This window comes from Luteipulveratus flavus, from assembly GCF_029439465.1.
GTDB classification, from domain to species: Bacteria; Actinomycetota; Actinomycetes; order Actinomycetales; family Dermatophilaceae; genus Luteipulveratus; species Luteipulveratus flavus.
In genome coordinates, this window is sequence record NZ_JAROAV010000033.1 from 155799 (window position 1) to 171922 (window position 16124).

14 protein-coding genes are annotated in these 16124 nt (G+C 71.8%); 8 read left to right on the plus strand and 6 right to left on the minus strand.

The genetic code is table 11. The features are described from left to right. Positions 1–2 precede the first annotated feature (2 nt). Genes P4R38_RS13935 through ileS form a run of 4 tightly spaced genes read right to left on the minus strand, consistent with a single transcriptional unit; the run spans position 3 to position 5603 of the window. Positions 3–386, minus strand: coding sequence for a DUF4233 domain-containing protein (locus P4R38_RS13935; protein WP_275238805.1), 384 nt, complete (start codon positions 384–386; stop codon positions 3–5). Then, entirely contained in the window at positions 383–1777 is a 1395-nt protein-coding gene (locus tag P4R38_RS13940) for a bifunctional folylpolyglutamate synthase/dihydrofolate synthase (protein ID WP_277192658.1), read from the minus strand. Before P4R38_RS13940 ends, P4R38_RS13935 begins: the two co-directional genes overlap by 4 nt. After that, the gene (locus tag P4R38_RS13945) at positions 1774–2322 is read right to left on the minus strand and encodes a GNAT family N-acetyltransferase (RefSeq protein ID WP_277192659.1); all 549 of its coding nucleotides are present in this window, start codon (positions 2320–2322) and stop codon (positions 1774–1776) included. The genes P4R38_RS13940 and P4R38_RS13945 overlap by 4 nt, the downstream gene beginning before the upstream one ends. Beyond that, a complete protein-coding gene (gene ileS, locus P4R38_RS13950; RefSeq protein WP_277192660.1) occupies positions 2319–5603 on the minus strand; it encodes an isoleucine--tRNA ligase in 3285 nt (1094 codons plus the stop codon). Before ileS ends, P4R38_RS13945 begins: the two co-directional genes overlap by 4 nt. Positions 5604–6017: 414 nt before the next feature. Here ileS and P4R38_RS13955 point away from each other — a divergent pair, with 414 nt between their 5' ends. After that, positions 6018–7370, plus strand: a complete 1353-nt coding sequence (locus tag P4R38_RS13955) for an FAD-binding oxidoreductase (protein ID WP_277192661.1) — start codon at positions 6018–6020, stop codon at positions 7368–7370. A 1-nt stretch (position 7371) separates the two neighbouring features. On the opposite strand, the gene P4R38_RS13960 is transcribed toward P4R38_RS13955, so the two are convergent. Further along, positions 7372–8058: a T6SS immunity protein Tdi1 domain-containing protein gene (locus P4R38_RS13960; RefSeq protein ID WP_275238810.1), complete on the minus strand. Its 687-nt coding sequence runs from the start codon at positions 8056–8058 to the stop codon at positions 7372–7374. A gap of 113 nt (positions 8059–8171) precedes the next feature. Here P4R38_RS13960 and P4R38_RS13965 point away from each other — a divergent pair, with 113 nt between their 5' ends. The 7 genes from P4R38_RS13965 (at position 8172) to P4R38_RS13995 (ending at position 15529) form a co-directional block, all read left to right on the plus strand. Further along, positions 8172–8663 carry an SRPBCC family protein gene (locus P4R38_RS13965; protein WP_277192663.1) on the plus strand — a complete coding sequence of 164 codons (492 nt, stop codon included), beginning with the start codon at positions 8172–8174 and terminating at the stop codon, positions 8661–8663. A 33-nt stretch (positions 8664–8696) separates the two neighbouring features. Further along, entirely contained in the window at positions 8697–11345 is a 2649-nt protein-coding gene (gene valS / locus P4R38_RS13970) for a valine--tRNA ligase (protein ID WP_277192665.1), read from the plus strand. Between the two features lie 87 nt (positions 11346–11432). Further along, entirely contained in the window at positions 11433–12146 is a 714-nt protein-coding gene (locus P4R38_RS13975; protein ID WP_277192666.1) for a DUF4129 domain-containing protein, read from the plus strand. Further along, a complete protein-coding gene (locus P4R38_RS13980) occupies positions 12143–12664 on the plus strand; it encodes a hypothetical protein (protein WP_275238814.1) in 522 nt (173 codons plus the stop codon). Before P4R38_RS13975 ends, P4R38_RS13980 begins: the two co-directional genes overlap by 4 nt. A 20-nt stretch (positions 12665–12684) precedes the next feature. Continuing rightward, positions 12685–13647 (plus strand): AAA family ATPase, encoded by a 963-nt coding sequence (locus tag P4R38_RS13985; protein ID WP_275238917.1) that lies wholly within the window; start codon positions 12685–12687, stop codon positions 13645–13647. Further along, positions 13647–14972 (plus strand): DUF58 domain-containing protein, encoded by a 1326-nt coding sequence (locus P4R38_RS13990; RefSeq protein WP_277192667.1) that lies wholly within the window; start codon positions 13647–13649, stop codon positions 14970–14972. The genes P4R38_RS13985 and P4R38_RS13990 overlap by 1 nt, the downstream gene beginning before the upstream one ends. Then, on the plus strand, positions 14969–15529 hold the full coding sequence (locus P4R38_RS13995; RefSeq protein WP_277192669.1) for a hypothetical protein: 561 nt from the start codon (positions 14969–14971) through the stop codon (positions 15527–15529). The genes P4R38_RS13990 and P4R38_RS13995 overlap by 4 nt, the downstream gene beginning before the upstream one ends. Here P4R38_RS13995 and P4R38_RS14000 read toward each other — a convergent pair. Continuing rightward, a complete protein-coding gene (locus tag P4R38_RS14000) occupies positions 15526–16122 on the minus strand; it encodes a TetR family transcriptional regulator (RefSeq protein ID WP_277192670.1) in 597 nt (198 codons plus the stop codon). The genes P4R38_RS13995 and P4R38_RS14000 overlap by 4 nt on opposite strands. Positions 16123–16124: the final 2 nt, after the last annotated feature.

Genomic DNA, 16124 nt, shown 5'->3' on the forward strand with positions numbered 1-16124 from the left:
CGTTAACTCCCTGGGTAGTCGCGGGTCAGCTGGTCCATCTTGTTGCCCTGGAAGAGGGCGGTGACCCAGAGGGCGCCGAAGATCAGAGCGACGACGACCATGGCTGGAACGATGAACGCGGAGGCGAGCGTAGCGGCTTGCAGAAGCCAGCCGAGCAGAACTCCCCACGGACGGCGCAATGCCCCGGAAGTCAGCAGGCAGAGCACAGCCAGCACACAGCCTCCGACGAGGTACGTGCGGTGGGCGGAGTCGCCGTCGGCACGCGAGATCGCGTACGCCACCAGGGATCCGAAGAACAGCGCGAACGCCTGGCCGGCGAGAACGACGGCAGCGAAACGCCTCGTCATCCGCTCCCCCACGCCGTAGACGAGGAGACGACCGATCACGCGTCGGCCTCCCCATGACCGAGCAGCATGCGGACCTCGGCGGCGGTCACGACCGACCCGGTGGCGAGCACGCCACCGCCGACGCCGCCCTCGTCGGCGAGCGCGGCCGCCTGGTCCAGGGCGTCCGGAAGGTCGCGGACGACGGTGACGCGGTCGTCCCCGAAGACCTCGCGGGCCAGCGCCCCGAGCTGCTCGACGGGCGTCGCGCGCGGCGAGGTCGTCCGGGAGATGACGACGTGGTCCAGGACCGGCTCGAGCGCCTCCAGCATCGCCTCGGCGTCCTTGTCCTGCAGCACCGCGATGACGCCGACGAGGCGGGTGAAGGTGAACGAGTCGTTGATCGCGTCCCGCAGCGCCCGCACCCCGCCTGGGTTGTGCGCGGCGTCCACCAGCACCGTCGGGGACCGGCGGACGATCTCCAGCCGCCCCGGCGAGGTCACGCCGGCCAGCCCGGCGCGCAGCACGTCGTCGACCAGCGGCTGCTCGCCACCACCGATGAAGGCCTCGACCGCGGCGATCGCCGTCGCGGCGTTGTGCGCCTGGTGCTCGCCGAACAGCGGCAGGAACAGGTCGTCGTACGGCGCGGCGAGCCCGCGGACGGAGATCTGCTGACCACCCACCGCCGGCTCGCGCTCGGTGACGCCGAACGCGCGGTCCTCCAGGTGGAGGGTGGCGCCGACCTCTTCGACGCGCTCCTCGATCAGCTCGTCGACCTCGGGCTCCTGACGGGACACGACCGCGATCGTCCCCTCCTTGACGATGCCGCGCTTCTCGGTCGCGATCTCCTCCACCGTGGACCCGAGCAGCCGCTGGTGGTCGATGGAGATGGGCGTGATCACGGCGACGGTGGCGTCGGCGACGTTGGTCGCGTCCCACACACCGCCGAGCCCGACCTCGACCACCGCGACGTCGACGGGCGCGTCCGCGAACACGGCGTACGCGAGCACCACGAGCACCTCGAAGTACGTCATCCGCACGCCGCCGTTCTGCGCGAACTCGGCGTCCACCATCTCGACGAACGGCAGCACCTCGTCGTACGTCGACACGAACCGCTCACGGTCGATCGCCTTGCCGTTCAACGAGATCCGCTCACGGATGTCGTGCAGGTGCGGGCTGGTGAAGCGGCCGGTCGACAGCCCCGTCTCGCGCAGCAGCCGCTCCACGATGCGCGCCGTCGACGTCTTGCCGTTGGTCCCGGTGAGGTGCACCAGGGGGAAGGACCGCTGCGGGTCGCCCATGAGCTCCATGCACCGCGCGACGCGTTCCAGGGACGGCTCGGGCGAGCTCTCCGGCGTGCGCCCGAGGATCACCTCCTCGACCTCGCGCATCCGCTTGCGCAGCTCCAGGTTGCGGGCGGCCTCGCGCTGGGCCGCGTCGGGTGCGGGACTCACGACTGCCGTTCCTCCTGCTCGTCAGTACGCAGCGGGCGGGCCATCCACACGCTGTCAGGGATCCCCGAGCCGCCGGACTCGCGCTCGGTCTCGCGGAACCCGAAGTGCTCGTAGAAGGCGCCGGCACCGTCGTTCCCGGCGAGGTAGGACAGCCGCAGCTCGTCGTACCCGTCCTCCTGCGCCTTGTCGATCACGGCGCGCAGCAGCCGGGCGCCGAGGCCGTCGCGCTGGTGGGACGGCAGGACGTAGAGCTTCCACAGGATCAGGTGACCCTCGGACGGGCCGACGCTCGCCATGCCGACGATCTCGCCGTCCACCTCGGCCACCAGGACGCGTCCGGCGCGGATCGCGGGGATCGTCGCCTCCTGGGTCCACCACTTCGCCAGCCCCATCGCGACGTAGTCGTCGCCCGCGATCGGCCCGTACGTCACCGGCCAGGTCCGGTGGCCGACCTCGACCACCGCCGTCAGGTCGTCGCCGTCGGCCTGCCGGACGACCACCGACCGCTCGGTGGCCGTCCCGCTGCCGGACTCCTCGCCGCTCATGCGTCCACCTTCTCGACCTCGATCGTCACCGTCAGCCCGTCGCCCACCTTGGCCTGCTCACCGCGGCCGGGGCCGAGGTCGTGACCGGAGCCCGCCGACCCGAACTGGACGGCGAGCGTCTCGCGCATGATCAGCTGCTGGTGGGCCACCGTGGCCTGCCACACGTCGTCGTCGCCGAGCACCGACAGCGAGATGCGGTCGCTCACGTCGAGGCCGGCCCGGCGACGGGCCTCCTGGACCGCGCGGATGACGTCGCGGGCCAAGCCCTCCTGGGCGAGCTCCTCGGTCACCTCGGTGTCCAGCACGACGAACCCGCCACCGGGCAGCATCTGCACGGCACGACTGCTGCCGGACGCCGACTCGCCGACCACGGTCTCCAGCGTGTACTCGTCCTCCTGCAGCGGCAGACCGCCACTGGTGACGACGCCGTCGTCGCCGACCGACCAGTCGCCCGACTTGCTGCCCTTGATGGCCACCTGGACGTCCTTGCCGAGCCGGGGCCCGGCGGAGCGGGCATTGACCACGAGCCGCTGCGAGACCCCGAAGTCGGACGCGCTGGCGTCCGCGATGTCGACCAGGGCGACCTTGCGGACGTTGACCTCCTCGGCCACGACGGCGGTGAACGGCTCCAGCGCGGCCGCGTCGGCGGTCACGACCGTGACGCGGGACAGCGGGAGGCGCACCCGCAGGCGCTCGGCCTTGCGCAGGCTCAGGGTCGCACCGCAGACCTCGCGGGCGCGATCCATCGCCGCGACGAGCTCGGCGTCCGCCGGGAGGGACGACGCGTCCGGCCAGTCGGTCAGGTGGACCGAGCGCTCACCGGTGAGACCACGCCAGATCTGCTCCGTCGTGAACGGCAGCAGCGGCGCCGCCACCCGGCAGACCGTCTCCAGCGCCGTGTACAGCGTGTCGAACGCCTCGTGGCCGGCCTCGTCACCGGTGCCCCAGAACCGCTCGCGCGACCGGCGGATGTACCAGTTGGTCAGTACGTCGAGGAAGCCGTGCACGGAGTCGCAGGCACCCGCGACGTCGTACTCGTCCAGCTGCGCCTGTACGCCCTCGACGAGGTCGCGCAGCTTGGCGAGCAGGTACCGGTCAAGGACGTCACTCGACGTCGTCGCCGAATGTGCCTCGTACCCGGCGGCATTCGCGTAGAGGCTGAAGAAGTACCAGCTGCTCCACAGCGGCATCAGCACCTGGCGCACGCCGTCCCGGATGCCCTGCTCGGTGACCACGAGGTTGCCGCCGCGCAGGATCGGGCTCTGCATGAGGAACCAGCGCATCGCGTCGGCGCCGTCCCGGTCGAACACCTCGTTGACGTCCGGGTAGTTGCGCAGCGACTTGGACATCTTCTGCCCGTCCGAGCCCAGCACGATGCCGTGGCAGATCACCGAGCTGAACGCCGGCTTGTCGAACAGCGCCGTCGCCAGGACGTGCAGCATGTAGAACCAGCCGCGCGTCTGCCCGATGTACTCGACGATGAAGTCGGCCGGGAAGTGGTGCTCGAACCACTCGGCGTTCTCGAACGGGTAGTGCACCTGGGCGTAGGACATCGAGCCGGAGTCGAACCACACGTCCAGGACGTCCTCGACCCGGCGCATGGTCGACTGCCCGGTCGGGTCGTCGGGGTTCGGACGGGTCAGCTCGTCGATGTACGGGCGGTGCAGGTTGGGCTCGCCGTCCTCCCCGGTCGGCACCCGGCCGAAGTCGCGCTCGAGCTCCTCGAACGAGCCGTACACGTCGACCCGCGGGTACTCCGGGTTGTCCGACTTCCACACCGGCAGCGGGCTGCCCCAGAACCTGTTGCGGGTGATCGACCAGTCGCGGGCGTTCTCCAGCCACCGGCCGAACTGACCGTCCTTGACGTTGCCGGGCACCCAGGTGATCTCCTGGTTCAGCTCCAGCATCCGGGCCTTGATCTTGGTGACCTCGACGAACCAGCTGCTCACCGCCATGTAGATCAGCGGTCGCCGGCAGCGCCAGCAGTGCGGGTAGCTGTGGTCGTACGTCTCCCGCCGCAGCAGCACCGTGCCGGCGGTGGTGGCACCGGTCTCGCCCTCGCCCCGGGTGCGCGCCTTGAGGTGGTCGATGATGTGCGGGTTGGCGTCGAAGACCTGCATGCCCTCGTACTCCGCGACGGGGTAGGTGAAGCACCCGTCGGGCCCGACGGGGACGACCGGCGTGATGCCCTCCCGGTCGGTGACCTGCATGTCCTCCTCACCGAACGCGCCGGCGGAGTGGACCAGGCCCGTGCCGTCCTCGGTCGTGACGAAGTCGGCCTCGACGACCCGGAAGGCCCGCTCGTGGCCCTCGAAGTAGGTGAACGGCGGCGTGTACGCGCGGCCGATCAGGTCGGCGCCGATCAGCCGCTCCACGACGTGCTCGCGCCAGTCGGCCTTGGCGTCACCGAAGAGCTCCTTGGCGTACGCCGCGACCCGCGCCTCAGCGAGCACGTACCGCTCGGTCGTCCCCGTGAAGTCGGACTCCACCACGACGTAGTCGATGTCGGGGCGGACCATGATCGCCAGGTTGGACGGCAGCGTCCACGGCGTCGTCGTCCAGATCAGGGCCAGCTCGCCGGTCTCGAGGCGCAGCCCGACGGTGACGGCCGGGTCCTGGCGCATCTGGTAGACGTCGTCGTCCATCCGCAGCTCGTGGTTGGACAGCGGCGTCTGGTCGTTCCAGCAGTACGGCAGGACCCGGAAGCCCTCGTACGCCAGCCCCTTGTCGTACAGCTGCTTGAACGCCCAGATGACCGACTCCATGTAGGTCGGGTTGAGCGTCTTGTAGTCGTTGTCGAAGTCGACCCAACGGCCCATGCGGTTGACATAGGCCTCCCACTCGGAGGTGTAGCGCAGCACGGAGTCGCGGGCCGCCCGGTTGAACGTCTCGATCCCCATCTCGAGGATCTCGTCCTTGGTCTTCAGCCCGAGCTGGTTCATCGCCTCCAGCTCCGCCGGGAGACCGTGGGTGTCCCAGCCGAAGCGGCGCTCCACGCGGCGCCCACGCATCGTCTGGTAGCGCGGGATGAGGTCCTTGACGTACCCGGTCAGCAGGTGGCCGTAGTGCGGCAGGCCGTTGGCGAAGGGAGGGCCGTCGTAGAAGACGAACTCGTTGTCGCCGTCCGTGCCGGCGTCGCGCTGCTCGACCGAGGCGCGGAAGGTGTCATCGCCCTCCCAGTACGCGAGCACGCCCTGCTCGATGTCGGGGAACGCCGGCGTCGCCGAGACGCCCTTGGGGGTCTCGTCGGGGCTGCTGAGGTCGACCTTCGGGTAGGTCATGGGCGTGGCATCTTCCTCGCGTCGTCGTCCTTCGTTGCGAGGACGACGTGCCCGGAGGTCCGGGCGGCACCGCGGTACCACCTCGCTTGTCGTCCGCCGGCCGGTGACCGGGTCGTACGACCGCTCGTGCGTGAGCTGTGACGGGCTCGTCCCGTCCGGGTCTACTGAGGTCTCGACACGGCTCGGCTTGCGCCTCGCCTGCTCGACCCGTTCTTCCGGAGGCTCGCCGCTGATGACGGCTCAGACGCCTGTGCACCCAGTCTAGGCGTGGCGGACGTCCGATCCCAACCGGTTCTCGGGTCGACCGCCGCCGGCCCACCGTTCGCGGCCGACTGCGCGTGTCGTGCGGGGTTCCGGGTGTGAATCCAGCAGGACACGCGCAGTCGGCGAAAGAAGGCGGGGCACGATGGGCGGGTGAGCACCATCAGCCTGCCGCCCTTGCCTCCTGGGCGCGTCGTCGAGGACGCCGACGTCGCTCTGGGGTACGCCACCGACCGCAGCCTGGGATCCACCGCCCCGGAGGAGTACGTCGTGGTGCGGGCGCGCGACCGCGCCGACGTCGTGGCCGTCCTGGAGCACGCCCAGGCCCACCGCGTCGCGGTCGTGCCGCAGGGTGCCCGCAGCTCGCTGTGCGGCGGGTCGACGGCGATCGCGGGCGGCATCGTCCTGAACGTCGAGGCGTTGCAGCGGCTGGAGATCGACCGCGCCGAGCGGTACGCGACGGTCGGCCCGGGTGTCGTGACGGCCGATCTCAAGCAGGCCGCCGCGTCCGAGGGCCTGGCCTACCCGCCCGACCCTGCCTCCTCGCCGTTCTGCACGATCGGCGGCAACGTCGCGACCAACGCCGGTGGCCTGTGCTGCGTGAAGTACGGCGTGACGGCCGGCTACGTCCTCGGCCTGGAGGTGGTGCTCGCCGGCGGCGAGGTCATCCGCACCGGGAGGCGCACCGCGAAGGGCGTCGCCGGCCTGGACCTGACCGGCCTGTTCGTGGGCTCCGAGGGCCAGCTCGGCGTCGTGACCGAGGCCGTCCTGCGCCTCGTCCCGGCCTCCGACCCGCCGCTCACCGTCCTCGCGACGTTCGCCTCGCTCGCCGACGCCACTCGCGGGCTGCTGGCGCTGCGCAACGACCGGCACGGTCCGAACCTGCTCGAGGTGCTCGACGGCCCCTCCCTGCGCGCGATCCAGGCGATGCAGGACTTCGGCTCCCCCGAGGACGCGGCCGCCGCGCTGCTGGTCCAGTCCGACCGTCCCGGCAGCACCGACGCGGACGTCCGCCGTTACGCCGAGCTGCTCAGCGACGCCGGCGCGGACGCGGTGGCCGTCGCCGACGACGAGCAGGAGGCCGAGGCGCTGATGGCGGGGCGGCGTGCGCTGGCGCCGGCGCTGGAGCGCAAGGGCAGTCACTTCATCGAGGACGTGTGCGTGCCGGTGTCCCGGCTCGGCGACCTGATCGCGGCGGCCCACGAGGTCGGTGAGCGGACGGGCGTCGACATCACCCTCTCCGGCCACGGCGGGGACGGCAACCTGCACCCGTGCCTGTTCTTCGACGACTCCCCCGGTAGCCGGGAACGGGCCGAGGGGGCGTTCGCCGACCTGGTGGACGTCGCCCTGCGGATGGGCGGCACCATCACCGGCGAGCACGGCGTCGGGACGCTGAAGCGACGGTGGCTCCCGCGCGAGCTCGGGGAGGCGGAGCTGGCGCGTCAGCGCGCCGTGAAGGCGGTCTTCGACCCGCTGGGGATCATGAACCCCGGGCGGCCGCTCTGAGTCAGCCTCGCGACTGGCCGACCGCGCGGTGGATCTGCTCCAGGTGCTCCGGGCCGGGACCCTTGGCGAGCGAGTCCGGGCTGACCGTGCCGCCGAGTGCGAGCATCGGCATGAAGTAGTAGATCTCACCCTCGGCGAGCGGACCGAGCTTCTGGCGTGCCCCACCGCGCGGACCCTCCAGGTCCGAGATGTGCGAGCTGCCGCCGGTGAGGTGCTCGTTGAAGAAGGAGGTGAGGTCCTGCGCGACGACGGTGTTGCTCTGGAAGTGCGGGTCGAGGCACTGGACGCGCTCCTGGCCGCCCTGCCGGTCGTAGTGGTAGACGTGGCCGAAGCTGGTGACCGCGATCGGGAAGGACGACACGTCCGCCCCCAGCCACTCCTGCAGCACGGCCATCCAGTCGCCGGGGTCGACGATCGCGAGGCGCTGCTCGCCGTAGAAGCCCAGGCCGTGCTCGCGCCACAGCCGGATCAGCGCGGGACCGACCTTGCCCTCGGCGTAGGAGAGGAACTCCTCCGACGGGCGGGTGACGTCGGAGTCGGGGGGCATGACGCTGACGAACTGCTGCAGAGCCGGACCCTCCTGGTCGGAGGTGCCCCACTGCTGCCCGTAGGACTGCTGACCCGCGCCGCCCGAGTAGCCTCCGGCGTGCTGCGTCTGCGGTGCGTACCCGCCGTACTGATCGCTCATCAGTGCCTCCCTCGGTCGGCTGACCCGCCGCTCTTGTGGCCGACGGTACTCGACGTGCCGCCGCACGACATTCTCCGAGGTGGCGTGGCGGCCCCCGCACGTATCGTGACGACATGCCACGGATCTCCTCACAGGTCGTCGTCGACGTCGCCCCGGACGTGGCGTTCGCGGTCTCGCAGACGACGGGCGAGGTCCGCCGCAGCTGGGACCCGTTCATCCACCACCAGCACCTGATGGACGGCGCCGCGGTCCCGGACCGCGGCGTCCGGACGCTCACCCGGTCGCGGCACGGGCTGCGGATGGTGAGCCGGTACGTGTCCTACCGGCCGCCGTCCTCGGTCGGGATGACCATGGAGGAGGGCCCGTGGTTCTTCGAGACGTTCGGTGGCGGCTGGCGCTTCGAGCCGGTGGACGGCGGCACCAGAGCGACGTGGAAGTACACGTTCACCTGCCGACCGCGCCTCCTGCGTCCCATCGCCGAACGCATCGGCCGCGCACTGCTCCAGCACGACATCGATCGACGCATCGCGGCGTTCGCGCGGGCCTGCGAGCGCGCTGACGTCCTCGCCGCCGTGGCCGCGAGCGCCGGGACGAAACCCGTGTGAGGCGGGCGGCGGAGATCTGGGACGATTGGCGGCATGACTGACGCACCCCAGCCGCGCGCCGCGCGGGTTCCGGACAAGCCCACCGTCGATGGACTTGAGGACCGCTGGGGCAAGGTATGGGCGGAGCAGGGGACGTACCGCTTCGACCGCGATCGCGCGTTGACCCTCTCTCGCGAGCAGATCTTCTCGATCGACACCCCGCCGCCGACCGCGTCCGGCTCGCTGCACGTGGGCCACGTCTTCGGTTACACCCAGGCCGACTGCCTCGCCCGCTACCACCGGATGACCGGCAAGGAGGTCTTCTACCCGATCGGGTGGGACGACAACGGGCTGCCGACCGAGCGCCGGGTGCAGAACTACTACGGCGTGCGCGGTGACGCCTCGCTGCCGTACGACCCGGACTTCGCGCCGCCGCAGGAGGGCGGTTCGGGCAAGGCGATGAAGGCGGCTGACCAGAAGCCGGTCGGCCGCGCGAACTTCATCCGGCTGTGCCAGCAGCTCACCGAGCTGGACGAGAAGGCGTTCGAGGACACCTTCCGCAGGCTCGGCCTGTCCCTGGACTGGGACGTGCAGTACCGCACGGTCGACGACCGCTCGCGCGCGGTGGCCCAGCAGGCGTTCCTGCGCAACCTGGCCCGCGGCGAGGCGTACCAGGCGGAGGCGCCGGGCCTGTGGGACGTGACGTTCCAGACCGCGGTCGCGCAGGCCGAGCTCGAGGCGCGGGACTACCCGGGGGCCTTCCACACGGTGCGCTTCCACCGGGACGGCTTCGAGCCGGTGCACATCGAGACGACCCGCCCGGAGCTGATCCCGGCGGTCGTGGCGCTGATCGCGCACCCGGACGACGAGCGGTACCAGCCGCTGTTCGGCACGACCGTGACCTCTCCCCTGTTCGGTGTGGAGATCCCGGTGCTCGCCCACCCGGCCGCCGAGCCGGACAAGGGCGCCGGCATCGCGATGTGCTGCACCTTCGGAGACCTCACCGACGTGCAGTGGTGGCGTGAGCTGCAGCTGCCGATCCGGTCGGTGATCACCCGCAACGGCCGCATCTCCGGCGAGACCCCGGAGTGGATCGCCGGTGGTCCGGGCGAGCAGCTGTACGCCGAGCAGCTCGCCACGAAGACCGTCCACTCCGCCCGGGAGGCGGTGGTGGCCGCCCTGCGCGAGTCGGGCGACCTGCTCGGCGAGCCCCGCAAGACCCAGCGCAAGGCGAACTTCTACGAGAAGGGCGACAAGCCGCTGGAGATCGTGACCAGCCGGCAGTGGTACATCCGCAACGGCGGCCGGGACGCCGACCTGCGCGAGGCGCTCATCGGCCGCGGCAGCGAGATCGGGTTCCACCCGGCCTTCATGCGCAGCCGGTACACCAACTGGATCTCGGGCCTCAACGGTGACTGGCTCATCAGCCGCCAGCGGTTCTTCGGCGTCCCGTTCCCGGTCTGGTACCGGCTGGACGAGCACGGCGAGGCGCAGCACGACGCGCCGCTGGTGCCGGACGAGAGCCGCCTGCCCGTCGACCCGGTGTCGCAGACCCCGGACGGGTACGACGAGTCGCAGCGCGACCAGCCGGGCGGCTTCACCGCCGACACCGACATCATGGACACCTGGGCGACCTCGTCGCTGTCGCCGCAGATCGCGGCGGGCTGGCCGGTGGCGAGCGACCCGCTCGGCAAGAACGACAAGGACCTGTTCGCTGCGGTCTTCCCGATGGACATGCGCCCGCAGGGCCACGACATCATCCGCACCTGGCTGTTCGCGACCGTCGTGCGGGCGCACTACGAGCACGGAACCGTGCCGTGGACGAACGCCTACCTCAACGGCTGGATCCTGGACCCGGACCGCAAGAAGATGTCCAAGTCCAAGGGCAACGCGACCACGCCGATCGAGATGCTCGAGACCAACGGCACGGACGCGGTCCGCTACTGGGCGGCGATCGCCCGCCCGGGCACCGACACCGTCGACGACCCGCAGCAGGTGAAGATCGGCCGTCGGCTGGCGATCAAGCTGCTCAACGCGAGCAAGTTCGCCCTCACGATGGGCGGTGACGAGCCGGTGGGCGGCGTCGAGTCGGTGACCGAGCCGATCGACCGCTCCATGCTGGCCGGCCTCGCGACCGTGGTCGAGCAGGCCACGACCGCGTACGAGCACTACGACTACGCCCGCGCCCTGGACGTCACCGAGACCTTCTTCTGGTCCTTCTGCGACGACTACCTCGAGCTGGTCAAGGACCGTGCGTACGGCGGCGGCGAGGTCTCCCCCGAGGCGGCGGCCTCCGCCCGGGCCGCTCTGCGGGTCGCGCTCGACGTCCAGCTGCGGCTGCTCGCGCCGGTGCTGTGCTACGCGACCGAGGAGGTGTGGTCCTGGTTCCGTGAGGGGTCGGTGCACCGCGCGTCCTGGCCGACGAGCGAGGAGCTCGCGTCCGCGGCCGGCGACGCATCGCTGCTCCCGGCGGTGGGCTCGGCCCTGGCCCGCATCCGCAAGGCCAAGTCCGACGCCAAGATGGGTATGCGGGCCGAGGTCAGCGCGATGACCCTGGCCGGTCCCGGCCCGCTCGTCGAGCACGTCCGCGCGGCCGAGCGCGACCTGCGCGCCGCGGGCAAGGTGACCGGCATGACGTACGGCGAGGCGGAGGAGCTGCAGGTGAGCGACGTCGAGCTCGTGCCGCCGCCTCCGAAGGCCTGATCGAGGGGTCCGCGGCGAAGGTCACAACTTCGACAAGGGCAACCAGTACGACCCCGAACCAGTGGCTCGGTGCGTAACGTGCGCATCATGCCCGGGGGTTCGTTGCGTGACGTCCCGGCACGGCTCAGTGGCCGCGCCGGGATCGTCGCATCCGTCACGGCGCTGGGCCTGATCACTCTCGCCTACGCCGTGACACAGGGGTCTCCGATCGCGCACTCCCCCCGCCGCGACTGGGAGCAGCCGACGCCGCGGGCGGCCACCGCGACCAGCACGACCGAGACGCTCTCGCCGTCGGGGACCTCGGTGGGTCCGTCCGGCGCCCGGCTCGCGGCCGACCTCAGTCTGGCCCTGCAGATCCTGCTCGGGCTGATCGTCCTCAGCCTCGTGACCGCACTGGTCGTCGCGATCGTCCGGGGCTGGCGAGCGCGTCCGCGCCGGCAGCACCTGGACGCCCTGGCTCCCCCACCGCCCGTGGCGCAGACCGTCGCGACCGGCGAGGCCGACCAGCGCCGCGCCCTCGTCGACGGCGCTCCGACCGACGCGATCATCGCCTGCTGGGTGGAGCTCGAACGGGCCGTCGCCGAGGCCGGCATCCGGCGCGCCCGCAGCGAGACCACGGCCGAGCTGACCCTGCGGGTGCTCGGCAGCCTCGACACCGACCGCGCGGCACTGCGCGACCTCGCCGACCTCTACCGCGAGGCGCGCTACAGCCGGCACGCGCTGACCGAGGAGCACCGCGAGCGCGCGCAGCGCGACCTCACCGACATCCACGCGGCGCTACGAGCACGGGGCCCGGCATGAACGGCCGTTCCTGGCGGCGCAGGGTCCTCGTCGTGGTCGCGGTGTCGGGTGTGGCCCTGCTCGCGATGCGATGGCTGGTCACCGATCCGAACCCGCTCGGTGTCCTCGCCCTGGTGGCGATCCTCGCCGGCCTGTGGTGGTTCGCGTCCGACCACGTCCGAGACCTCGAGGCCGTCGACTGGCAGCCGCACACGATGCAGTCCGCCCGGCGGTCCGCGAGCGACGGACGGCTCGGGGTCCTGCGCTGGCTGGTCCACGAGACGGTCGACCCGCCCACTCGACAGGGCAGCACCGCCGTGGCCGCACCCACCGCGCTGCAGCAGTCCCTCCTCGCGGTCACGGCCGGGCGGCTGCGGGCAGCCCACGCGACGACGCCCGAGGAGGACGCGGCGGACGTCGTCCGCCGTCTCCTGGCCGAGCGCGACCCGCAGCTGACGACGTACCTGCTGAGCGTTCCTGCGCCGACTCCCGACGCCGCGACCCTGGACCACCTGATCTCTCGAATCGAGGCCCTGTGAGCACTCTTCCCGCACCGCCGATGACGATCCCCGACGCCACCCGCGCGGCGGCGGCCGTCCTGGACAACGTCGAGCGGGCCGTCGTCGGCAAACGAGCCGCCCTCGAGCTGGTGCTCTCCACCGTGCTCGCCGGCGGGCACGTGCTGCTGGAGGACTTTCCGGGGCTGGGCAAGACGCTTGCGGCGCGCTCCCTGGCCCAGTCGCTCGGTCTGGACTTCACCCGCGCCCAGTTCACGCCTGACCTGCTCCCGGCGGACCTCACCGGCTCGTTCATCTACGACCAGTCGCGGGGGGAGTTCTCGTTCCGGGAGGGGCCGCTGTTCACCGGGCTCCTGCTCGCGGACGAGATCAACCGGACGCCGCCGAAGACGCAGGCCGCCCTGCTGGAGGCGATGCAGGAGCGGCAGGTCACCATCGAGGGGCAGACGTTCCGGCTGCCGCGGCCCTTCCACGTCATCGCCACCGCCAACCCGGTCGAGTACGAGGGCACCTACCCCCTCCCCGAGGCTCAGCTGGACCGGTTCCTGACCAGGGTGTCGTTCGGGTACCCCTCGCACGACGAGGAGCTGGACGTCCTGCGCCGACGCACCGGTCGACGGCAGGAGGAGATCGTGCTCCCGGCCGTTCTGGACGCGGCCGGCCTGCTGGCGGCCCAGCAGGCCATCGAGCAGGTGGACGTCGAGGACTCCGTCGCCGACTACTGCGTCCGGCTCACCCAGGCGACCCGCGAGCACGCGCACGTCCAGATCGGCGCGTCGCCGCGTGGCTCGCTCGCGCTGCTGCTCGTCGCCCGCGCCCACGCGGTGGTCCGCGGTCGCGACTTCGTCATCCCCGAGGACGTGAAGTCGGTTGCCGTCGCCGTCCTCGCCCACCGGATGAGCCTCAAGCCCGAGCTGTGGATGACCGACCACACCCCGACGACGGTGGTCCGGACGATCCTGTCCTCGGTGGCGGCCCCCGCGACCAGCGGCACGGGCGGCTGATGAGCGACCGTCCGGAGGTGACCGCCGGCGACGGGGCGATCGCTCGGTGGCGCCCGACGCCGTGGTTCCTGCAGGCGGCGCTCGTCGGTGGCGTGTGCCTGGTCCTCGCGGTCGTCCTGCGCCGCCCCGACCTGCTCGTGCTCGCCGCCCCGTTCGTCGTGATCACCGCATGGTCGCTCGCGACCCGGCCCACCGGAGTGCCCCGCATCCGCACCGGCGTGCGTACCTCCTGGCTGCGGGAGGCGGAGAGCTCCGCCTGGGACATCGAGGTCGCCGATGCCGAGGGCGCCGAGCAGGTGATCACGGTCCTGGAGGAGGTGCCGTACGTCCGTACCGACCCCGAGCTCGGCGTCTCGATCGGCCTGCTGGCCGGTGGCCGGATGCGCGGCAGCATCACCTGGGCTCCGCAGCGGTGGGGACGACGCACCGTCGGGAACGGCACCGTCACGCTGATCTCGCCGTGGTCGGCGTTCCGGTTCGGACCGGTCGCCCGCAGCGGCACTATCACCCACACCGCGCCCCAGGAGGAGCACTTCTCCCTCGTCGCAGCGGCACCGCACCCGCTGGGTCTGGTCGGCCTGAACCGCAGCCGGCGTCCCGGAGAGGGCGCGGAGTTCGCCGACATCCGACCGTTCCAGCGTGGTGACCGCCTGCGCCGGGTCCACTGGCCGGTGTCGGCGCGTACCGGGCAGATCCACGTCCGGACCAGCTACGCCGACCAGGACACCGAGGTGCTCCTGCTGGTCGACGCACACCTGGACGTCGGGGTCAGTGGGGGCCATCAGGGTCAGCAGAGCTCCCTGGACCTCGGCGTACGCTCCGCGGCTGCGCTCGCCGCCCACCTGCTGGCGCGCGGTGAGCGGGTGGGGCTGCAGGTCATCGGCATGCATCAGCCGCTCCGGGTCCCACCGGCGATGGGCGCCCGCCAGCAGCGGCGCATCATCGACTCCCTCGCCGAGGTGCACCCCTCGACCGGCATCGCCGGGTCGCGGCGGACCCGGACTCCCGTGCGCCCCGGCGCCGGGGCGCTGGTGCTCATCCTCTCGCCGCTCATCACCCAGGACGCCGCCGAGCAGGCCGTCCGTCTCACGCAGCGCGGGGTCACCGCCGTCGTCGTGGACTGCCTCCCGCCGGACGTCGAGATCGACCCTGCGCGCGAGCCCGAGCGGCTGACGGCGTGGCGCATCCGACGCCTGGAGCGAGAGCTGGAGATCGCTCGCCTGCAGGAGCGCGGCGTCCCCGTCGTCCCCTGGAAGGGGCCGGGCTCGCTCGACCTCGTGCTGCGGCAGATCGCCCGGCGGCCGCCTCGGACGGCCGCCCGATGACCATCTACGAGGTGGTGATGCAGCGAGCCCGTGCGCTGCACGGCGACCGCCTCGCCCTCAACGGGCTCCTGCTCGCCGCGTACCTGCTGTTCTGGTGCTGTACGGCAGCCGCCCCGGGCGCGGTGTCCGGGTTCGTGACGATCATCGGGGTCGTGCTGCTGGTCGTCCTGTTGCTCGACCCGTACCAGCCGACCGGTCTGCTGGTGCTGGTCGTCGGCGTCTGGCTCTGGTACGTCAGCACCGAGGACCCGACGACGTGGTGGTCCCTGCCGGCCGGGCTGTGCCTGCTCGCTGCTCACGCCGCCCAGTCCCTGATCGCGTCGGCACCGGACTCCGCACCGGTGCCTCGCGAGGTGCGTCGGCTGTGGCAGCGCCGGTACGGCGTCGTGGCGGTGCTGACCGGCCTGCTCGCCGTGGTCGTGCTCGCCCTGGCGACGCGACCCGGTGACCATCAGTGGTGGTCGGTCCTCGGCCTCGTGGTGGTCGCGGCCGGAGTGCTCGCGGTCGCGACACTGGTCGCCCCGACGTCCGGCGACGCGGAGCACGGAGGTCGCTAGCGGTCGGCCCGGAGCATCCGCTCGGCCACCCAGGCGATCCCGTCCGTGGTCTCGCCCGGGCTCCCCGTCGGCTGCATGACGTGGCTCAGCACCACCCGGATGACCACGTCGATGGCTGCCGCGGCCTGAGGGGGCGTGAGCCCAGGCTCGTACGGCTGGACCCGCTCGGCAACGACGGCGGTGGCCCTGGCCAGCAGCGACCGCGAGTTGGTGGTGAGCAGCGGGAGGAGCTCGGTGTCCGCGCCGTGCGTCGCCGACACGACGGCGCGCAGCATCGCGCTCTCGGCGGCGAGCTCCAGCACACCCCGCGCCGCCGCGCGTATCGCCTCGACGAGGTCGTCCGGCTGCTCGTCGAACGCCGCCTCCACGACCTGCAGGAACCGTGCGAGCTCGGTCAGCACCAGCGCCTCGGCCAGGTCGCTCTTGGACCCGACCTCGGTGTAGACGGTCTGCCGACTCACGCCGACGTCGGTGGCCAGCCGGCCCATCGTCACCGACGCCCAGCCGGTCTCGACCGTGAGGCGCCCCGCCGCGGCGATGACGCGTTCCCGGATGCTGGTCGTCGAGTCGTCGCGCACAGCACTCCGGGGCATGG

Bases quoted from the DNA above. Each gene is read 5' to 3' on its own strand.
- P4R38_RS13945 (WP_277192659.1), bottom strand. From the start codon at position 2,322: ATGAGCGGCGAGGAGTCCGGCAGCGGGACGGCCACCGAGCGGTCGGTG.
- ileS (WP_277192660.1), bottom strand. From the start codon at position 5,603: ATGACCTACCCGAAGGTCGACCTCAGCAGCCCCGACGAGACCCCCAAG.
- P4R38_RS13960 (WP_275238810.1), bottom strand. From the start codon at position 8,058: ATGAGCGATCAGTACGGCGGGTACGCACCGCAGACGCAGCACGCCGGA.
- P4R38_RS13965 (WP_277192663.1), top strand. From the start codon at position 8,172: ATGCCACGGATCTCCTCACAGGTCGTCGTCGACGTCGCCCCGGACGTG.
- valS (WP_277192665.1), top strand. From the start codon at position 8,697: ATGACTGACGCACCCCAGCCGCGCGCCGCGCGGGTTCCGGACAAGCCC.
- P4R38_RS13975 (WP_277192666.1), top strand. From the start codon at position 11,433: ATGCCCGGGGGTTCGTTGCGTGACGTCCCGGCACGGCTCAGTGGCCGC.
- P4R38_RS13980 (WP_275238814.1), top strand. From the start codon at position 12,143: ATGAACGGCCGTTCCTGGCGGCGCAGGGTCCTCGTCGTGGTCGCGGTG.
- P4R38_RS13985 (WP_275238917.1), top strand. From the start codon at position 12,685: ATGACGATCCCCGACGCCACCCGCGCGGCGGCGGCCGTCCTGGACAAC.
- P4R38_RS13990 (WP_277192667.1), top strand. From the start codon at position 13,647: ATGAGCGACCGTCCGGAGGTGACCGCCGGCGACGGGGCGATCGCTCGG.
- P4R38_RS13995 (WP_277192669.1), top strand. From the start codon at position 14,969: ATGACCATCTACGAGGTGGTGATGCAGCGAGCCCGTGCGCTGCACGGC.
- P4R38_RS14000 (WP_277192670.1), bottom strand. From the start codon at position 16,122: ATGCCCCGGAGTGCTGTGCGCGACGACTCGACGACCAGCATCCGGGAA.